The organism is Kitasatospora sp. NPDC001159 (assembly GCF_053598235.1).
Genome location: NZ_JBSFJV010000187.1, coordinates 1 through 6571, shown reverse-complemented (window position 1 = coordinate 6571; position 6571 = coordinate 1). Strand labels below are relative to the sequence as shown.

Sequence of the window (6571 nt, the reverse complement as noted above, 5' to 3'; positions counted from 1 at the left end):
CCCGCTATGACAAGCGAGGGCACGTGTTCCTGGGCACCGTAACCTTCGCGGCCGTCATCATCTGGCTCCGCTCATGATCGGAGAGACATGGCCTAAGTCCAGCCGTTCCTTGCTGGCCGGCTGTCCCCGGGCCAGGCCTGCGCGCCTGCCGGCCACGGGCCGCTCGAAGGCCGTGCCGGCGGTTCTCCGGTGCAACGGAGAACCGCCGAATCCCCTGTGACGTGGCATCGGCCGGGGCGGCCGCCGGCGAGTGGCGGTGTCCGTGTCGGCCGCCTCCCGGTCAGCACGGACTGTAGACCGGCCTGGTCTGGCGATGCGAGGGGACTGCCGGACAAGAATTCTGCCGCACTGGCGACGTGCTGAGCTGGGGCGTCGAACGGGGTACGGCCCGCCTTGGGGAGCCGGTTGTGTGTGAAACGCCGGACATCGTGGAACACCGTGATCCGCGAGTGATGGGACACCCCGTGGGGAGTGCATCATCAGGGCAGCCCGAGGACCCGGCTGGGGTGCAACCCACCGGACTCCATTGAGCAGTAACGGGCATGACGTGGCATCAGTCAACGAGACCCGAGCCGAGGCGGAGCCCAGGCGCGGGCGCCGGAGGAGTGAGGACTCCTCCATGAGTCGGATGAGGACGGGCGGCGGCCGCCCGGTACGGCAGGACGCGCTCTCGAACGCGGCGGCCGGGGTGGTGGCGTCAGTGATGGGCGCGGCCGCGGCGCTGGCCCTGGGGGGCCTGCCCCTGAGGGTGATCGGAACGGTACTCGGGATGGGCGGCTCGGTCGCCGTCCTGCTGGTCCGCGAACTGGCCGACGCCCGACGCCGGAGCCGGTGAGCGTGATGGCGAAAGACGCTCCCGGTGCCGATCGCAGGTTCCGGGGAAAGGGCCATGCCCTACGACTGGCCGAGGAGTTGAACCTGGCGAGGCTGGCGCGTGGGATGAGCCAGCGCGAGGTGGCGGTGGCCCTGGCAGGAGTACCCGGCTGCTCGCTGGCCTCCGTAAACCGGGCGCTGGCCGGCAAAACGCTGGTGAGCGGGCCCGCGACCCTGGCGATCGGCGAGGCAGTGGGAGCTCCACCGGAGCGGGTCCGCGCCCTGTGGGAGAAGGCCGCCGCCAACCGGACCCCGGTCTACCGGACCCAACCATCGACTGACGACCGACGAGCCCCGGCCCGGGCCCACGCTGCGGACCGGCCGCTCCACCTGATCACCCAGCCTCATGAACTCACTGAAGCGGTCCGGCTGTTGCGTGCCCGGCGGGGCCAACCAACGTACCGGGCGATGGAGACTGCCGCGCGGCGCGCAGGATACTCGCTGGGGCGCAGCGCGTGCCAGGCCCGCAGCCAGTGGCGGTTGCCCTCCGGGACGGCCATGGGCCGCAAGATGCGCAAGCTCTCGGCCGAGGGCCGAACACACCGCCACGTGGCTGTCGCCCTTCGGGGCGGGCGAGGATCGCGTGCCCGGTCGCCCCCGGCAGGGGCCCGGTCGGCCAGGTGTGGCGGTCGCCCTTCGGGGTGGCCGAGGACCTGGCTGGCCGGCGGTCATGGAGAAACGCTGCTGGCTACTTGAGGGGCGCCTGCGGCAGCGTGCTGGGGCAGAGTCGGCGCGGCTGCTTGTCACCCTTGAGCATCGCGTCCACGCAGCCGCCCGGCAGTGCACCGGGGCCGTAGGTGCTGGTGCCGAAGTTGGCGGTGACCTGGAGAACGCCGTTGCCGAAGCTGGTCTGCTGCACCTGGTGGTCCGCGCTCAGGTAGCTGAACTCGGTCATCGGCTGCGTGCCGGCGGCCTCGTGCAATGGCGCGAAGTACTGCTGCAGTGCGGAGAGTTGCTTGCCGTAGGTGTTGAGCGTCGGGCCGTCGAGGACCAGGTTCAGCGGGGTGTTCTGCAAGATCGCCTGCAACGCCCGGGTGGTCTCCAGCGCCGGGAACTTGGTGTAGGACAGCTCCCACCGGTCGAGGTTGACCTGGGCATCGTGCAATGCGGTCTCCAGCAACGGGATCCGGTACGTCGGGTCGAACATGGCCTTGGTCAGATCATTCGGCAGGGTGACCGGCTTGAAGAAGACGCCCGGTGCGGTGGTCGGCGCGTAGCCGCCCCAGACCTCCTTGTTCTTCTCCAGTGGCCACAGCCCGTCCGCCGGCGGAGTCAGCGAGCCGTGACTGAAGTCGATGACCGGGCTGGCCCAACTGTGCGCGGCCTCGGATCCGAGCACCAGCTTGTCGGGACCGGACAGTTGGCGCATCCGGGCGATCCGGTTGGCTTCGTCCTGCTGCTGGTTCATCGGGTGGTCGGTGCTGAAGTCGTCGTACAGCTCGCCGGCCGCATCCACGTCCAGGAAGTAGCTGTTCGATCCGTTGGCGGTCATCTGCGTGGTGCGCTGGGCGAGGAACTCGTCGTGCTGCGCGAATGCCTGCGAACTGAGGTAACAGCCGCGATTGTGGAAGCCCGCGAGCACGGAGCCGTCCTGCTGGTGGATGCAGTAGCCCGGGTAGACCGGGGCCGGCCAGGCGGAGGTGGGGGCATCGGTGGTGGCCGGATCCTGCCCGTTGGCGAACGAGTCGTACGGGCCGACCAGGTAGCCCGCCTGCTTCGCGGCGGCCACCGCCTGTGCGTCCATCGGCTGGTCGTCGGCGTCGTAGCCGAGCCAGAGCCGGGACAGGCCCAGCGCCTGCATCTGCTGTACGCCCTGCGCGGTGCGGGCGCTGCCCCAGGTGTAGGCGTGGAAGGCGCCGAGCAGCTTGCCGACGTCAGGGTTGGCGGCCATCTTGCTGCTCAGTGTGACCAGTTGGCCTTGGTCGCTGAGCCAGCGGCGGTAGTCCTGTGCCGGGGCGACGGGAGAGGGCGTGGTGAGTGCGAAGGTGACCGTGTAGTCCCGGGTGCCCGCCCGCTGGGAGAACGTGTGCACGGCGGTGCCGTGCAGACGGCCGTTCTGGGAGCTGAAGCCGAGTGAGGTGCCGATCGGCTGTGGCACCAGGTAGCTGACGCCCGCTCCGGCCAGCGTGTAGCCCCACAGCGGCATGCTCAGGTCGGTTTCGAGGCCGTAGTTGGCGCCGGCCACGCCGTTCTGGGTCGAGTTCCAGAACGGGTCGGCAACCGGAATGCCCAGACCCTCGCCGCGCGGCAGTTGCATCTGAGTGGCGGACGGATCGGTGCCCGTGACCGGCCAGGACAGCGAGGCGCCGTCCTGCTCGCTGTGCACGGTGACCTGCAGCCGACCGCGCACCGCGGCGGCCGTGACGCTCAGGCCGTGCGTCGGCAGTGTCCAATTCGCCGTGCCGCCCTTGACGGTGATCGGGCCGGGTGCGCCCAGTGGCTGCGCCGCAGGTGCGGAGAGGGTCAGCGTCCGTCGGTCGCTGCCTCGCGCGGTGATGGCCAGCGAGTCGGTCTGTAGCTGTGCGACGCCGCCGTTCACCGGGATGTCCAGGAGGTTGCCATGCAGTCGGATCGAGAAGTCGGCGGGCGCCCGGCCGGCCGGGTGGGTGGTCGCCCCGTGGGCGGCCGACCAGGTCGCGCTGACGAGAGTGGCAGTGCTCACCAGCGCGAGCGCTGCCACCATCGCGCGGCGGTGGTGGGTGCGTCGCGGGCGTTGCGGGAAAGGCGGCGGAGTCGAGCTCATGGTCGTCATGCTGTGGAAGGGTGTCGGCAGGTCATAAGAACACTTCTTATGAAGCGTCGGCGGAGCTGTGCCACAAGCCACTGTCAGCGCGCTACTTCACGCCGCCACACGCCGCCGGACGAGTCTGCAGCAGCGAGGTGCCGACATTCAGCAGTTCCGTTGTGACCCGGGCAGGCCCGACTTCGGCCACGATCCTTTCCAGACGCGCTCCTGCAGCGCCCACCGGCGCTGACCATCCTGGCGGCGCGCTCAGCCGGCCAGCGCCAGCCGGAACAGCGCGCCGCCGTCCGGGGCGTTCTCGGCGGTGAGGGTGGCGCCATGGGCGCGGGCGATCTGCCGGGCCATCGCGAGTCCGAGACCGGAGCCGGGCAGCGCTCGCGCGGCCGAGGCGCGGTAGAAGCGATCGAAGACGTATGGCAGGTCCTCCGGCGCGATGCCGGGGCCGTGGTCGCGCACGGTCAACTCCAGGCCGGCCGTGATGTGCACCTCGACCGTGCCGCCCGCCGGGCTGAACTTGGCCGCGTTGTCCAGCAGGTTGGACAGCAGCCGGGCGAGCCGGGCCGGCACGCCCGGGACGGTGCGCTCCCCGGCGGTGTCCACCAGGGTGAAGCCGATCGCGAGCCAGTGCTCGCGGGCGGCGTCCACGCAGCGCGCGACCAGCGGGCCCACCCGGACCTCTTCGAGCAGCGGCTGCGGCTCCTCGTCGCGGGCCAGCTCGATCAGGTCGTTGACCATGCCGGTCACCTCGCGCAGCTGGCGGCCCAGCGCGGCGGCTGCCCGCTCACGCTGAGTGTCAGTCAACCGGTCGGCGCGGGAGAGGAGTTCGGCGTTTGTGCGGAGCGCCGTGAGCGGGGTGCGCAGCTCGTGCGAGGCGTCCGCGACCAGCCGGCGCTGGGCGGCCACGGACTGTTCCAGCTCGCCCAGCATGGTGTTGAAGCTGCCCGCCAGTCTGGTCAGTTCGTCCTCCCGGTGGCCGGGCGGCAGCTCGATGCGCAGGCCGGCGTCGCGGGTGTCGGCGATCCGTTCGGCGGTCCTGGTCAGCCGGGTGACCGGGGCCAGGCCGGTGCGGGCGACCGTGTGGCCGAGCGCGGCGGCCAGCAGCACCCCGGCCGCGGCGACGGCCGCCATCAGCTCGCCGGCCTGCCGTACGCCCTCCTGTACGGTGTCGGCGCGCAGCGCCACTTGGACGGCCTGCCGGGTGCCGGCGGAGGTGGCGGTCATCGGGGTGGTGAGCATCCGGGCCGGGTGGCCGACGATGGTGACGTCGGTGAAGTAGCCGCCGCGCTCGCGGGCCGCGATCTGGCGGGTGGCGGGGGTGACCGGCAGCAGGTACGGCTGGGCCGCGTCCCTGGCCGGGTCGGCGGGCACGATCTGGGCGCACGCGGGAGCGGCCAGGTAGCCGCACTCGCCGTAGACCACCTGGGGTCCCTGGCCGCGGTGCTGCTGCTGGAGCAGGGTGGCCTGCTGGGTGAGGTGCAGGTCGAGCTGGTGCTCGAGCTCGTAGCGGACGACGGTGAAGGCCGCCGCGCTGACGCCGACGGCGACCAGCGCGACTGCGGCCGTGCAGGCCAGCGCCAGCCGGGTGCGCAGCGGACGGCGCCGGCGCCAGCGGGCGTGCGCCCTCACCGCTCCTCCAGCCGGTAGCCCACCCCGTGCACGGTGTGCACCAGCCGCGGCTCGCCGCCGGCCTCCAGCTTCCGGCGCAGGTAACCGATGTACACCGCCAGCGAGTTGGAGTCGGGTCCGAAGTCCGACCCCCATACTCGCTCCGTGATCACTTCGCGCGGCAGCACCTGGCCGGGGTGGCGCAACAGGACCTCCAGCAGTGCGAACTCGGTGCGCGAGAAGTCCAGTGGGCGGCCGCCGCGGCTGCCGGTGCGGGTGATCCGGTCGACCGCGAGGTCGGCGTACTGGTACTCGGCCTCTTCGACGGCCGGCGCGCTGCGGCGCAGCAGAGCGCGCAGCCGGGCGGTCAGCTCGTCCAGCGCGAACGGCTTCACCAGGTAGTCGTCGGCGCCCGCGTCCAGGCCGTCGACCCGCTCGCTCACCGAGTCGCGGGCGGTCAGCACCAGGATCGGGATCCGGTCGCCCAGGGCCCGCAGCCGGCGGCAGACCGCCAGGCCGTCGAGGGCGGGCATCATCAGGTCGAGCACCATGGCGTCGGGCTGCCAGCGAGTCACCTCGCCGAGCGCCGCCAGCCCGTCGGCGGCGCCGCGCACCTGGTAACCCTCGACCGCCAGCCCGTCCTCGACGGCGGCGCGCACCTCCGGGTCGTCGTCCACGACCAGTACCTTCTGCCCGTTGCTCATGCGGACAACCCTCTCAAACCGACTCTGAGAACTCTCTTACATCGGCTCGCCAGGCTGCCGGGCAAGCGGACAGAACACGGGGACCGACCCCTCTCGGTGGTGATCGGTGCAGGTGGCACGGCGGACACATCTATCCGGGCCTGGCGCTGGCCGAGGCCCTGCGCCGAGCCGATCCGCGAGCGGTGATCTCGTTCGTGGGCACCGAGCGCGGCCTGGAAACCAGGCTGATCCCGGAGGCCGGCTGCCGGCTGCACACGGTCGACATGATCCCCTTCGCCGCCGCCCTCGGACTGCGCCGCTACCTGCTGCCCGCCGTGCTGCTGCGCTCCGGCCAGCAGTGCGGGAGATCCTGCGGGCCTTCCTGGACAGTGGCTGGCAGGCTCAGCTGACGACAGATCAGCACGTGATGTCGCCGACCCACCGGACATCGGGGCCGCCCGCGGTGAAGTCGCGTCCGATCAGATCCGGTGCCGGTGGCGTGTTCCTGTCCTGGACAGGCAGCGTTTGCGCAGGTGACGGCCGATGATGCCGTGTTCGCGCATCAGGCGGGCTATCCGTTTGCGGTTGACCACCCGGCCCTGGGCTCTCAGTTCCGCGTGCACCCTCGGAACCCCGTAGGCGCCCCGGGTCTCCCGGTGGACCCGGC

General features: G+C 71.5%; 6 protein-coding genes and 1 pseudogene. 3 read left to right on the top strand and 4 right to left on the bottom strand.

The features are described from left to right. Positions 1–619: 619 nt before the first annotated feature. Positions 620–835 (top strand): hypothetical protein, encoded by a 216-nt coding sequence (locus tag ACWC9T_RS40060; RefSeq protein ID WP_449825969.1) that lies wholly within the window; start codon positions 620–622, stop codon positions 833–835. A gap of 5 nt (positions 836–840) precedes the next feature. Continuing rightward, positions 841–1569 (top strand): helix-turn-helix domain-containing protein, encoded by a 729-nt coding sequence (locus tag ACWC9T_RS40055; protein ID WP_449825968.1) that lies wholly within the window; start codon positions 841–843, stop codon positions 1567–1569. Here the strand turns inward: ACWC9T_RS40055 and ACWC9T_RS40050 are convergent. From ACWC9T_RS40050 to ACWC9T_RS40040, 3 genes are all read right to left on the bottom strand, one after another. Next, the gene (locus tag ACWC9T_RS40050; RefSeq protein WP_449825967.1) at positions 1562–3616 is read right to left on the bottom strand and encodes a glycoside hydrolase; all 2055 of its coding nucleotides are present in this window, start codon (positions 3614–3616) and stop codon (positions 1562–1564) included. The genes ACWC9T_RS40055 and ACWC9T_RS40050 overlap by 8 nt on opposite strands. Positions 3617–3865: 249 nt before the next feature. After that, a complete protein-coding gene (locus tag ACWC9T_RS40045) occupies positions 3866–5242 on the bottom strand; it encodes a HAMP domain-containing sensor histidine kinase (protein ID WP_449825966.1) in 1377 nt (458 codons plus the stop codon). Then, positions 5239–5925 (bottom strand): response regulator transcription factor, encoded by a 687-nt coding sequence (locus ACWC9T_RS40040; RefSeq protein ID WP_449825965.1) that lies wholly within the window; start codon positions 5923–5925, stop codon positions 5239–5241. Before ACWC9T_RS40040 ends, ACWC9T_RS40045 begins: the two co-directional genes overlap by 4 nt. 99 nt (positions 5926–6024) lie before the next feature. On the opposite strand from ACWC9T_RS40040, the pseudogene ACWC9T_RS40035 reads away from it, so the two are divergent. Next, positions 6025–6266, top strand: a pseudogene (locus tag ACWC9T_RS40035) (glycosyltransferase); the annotation flags it as partial. A 117-nt stretch (positions 6267–6383) separates the two neighbouring features. Here ACWC9T_RS40035 and ACWC9T_RS40030 read toward each other — a convergent pair. Then, a partial coding sequence (locus tag ACWC9T_RS40030; protein WP_449825964.1) for an IS3 family transposase occupies positions 6384–6571 on the bottom strand: 188 nt, incomplete at its 5' end.

Bases quoted from the DNA above. Each gene is read 5' to 3' on its own strand.
- ACWC9T_RS40040 (WP_449825965.1), bottom strand. From the start codon at position 5,925: ATGAGCAACGGGCAGAAGGTACTGGTCGTGGACGACGACCCGGAGGTG.
- ACWC9T_RS40060 (WP_449825969.1), top strand. From the start codon at position 620: ATGAGTCGGATGAGGACGGGCGGCGGCCGCCCGGTACGGCAGGACGCG.
- ACWC9T_RS40055 (WP_449825968.1), top strand. From the start codon at position 841: ATGGCGAAAGACGCTCCCGGTGCCGATCGCAGGTTCCGGGGAAAGGGC.
- ACWC9T_RS40050 (WP_449825967.1), bottom strand. From the start codon at position 3,616: ATGAGCTCGACTCCGCCGCCTTTCCCGCAACGCCCGCGACGCACCCAC.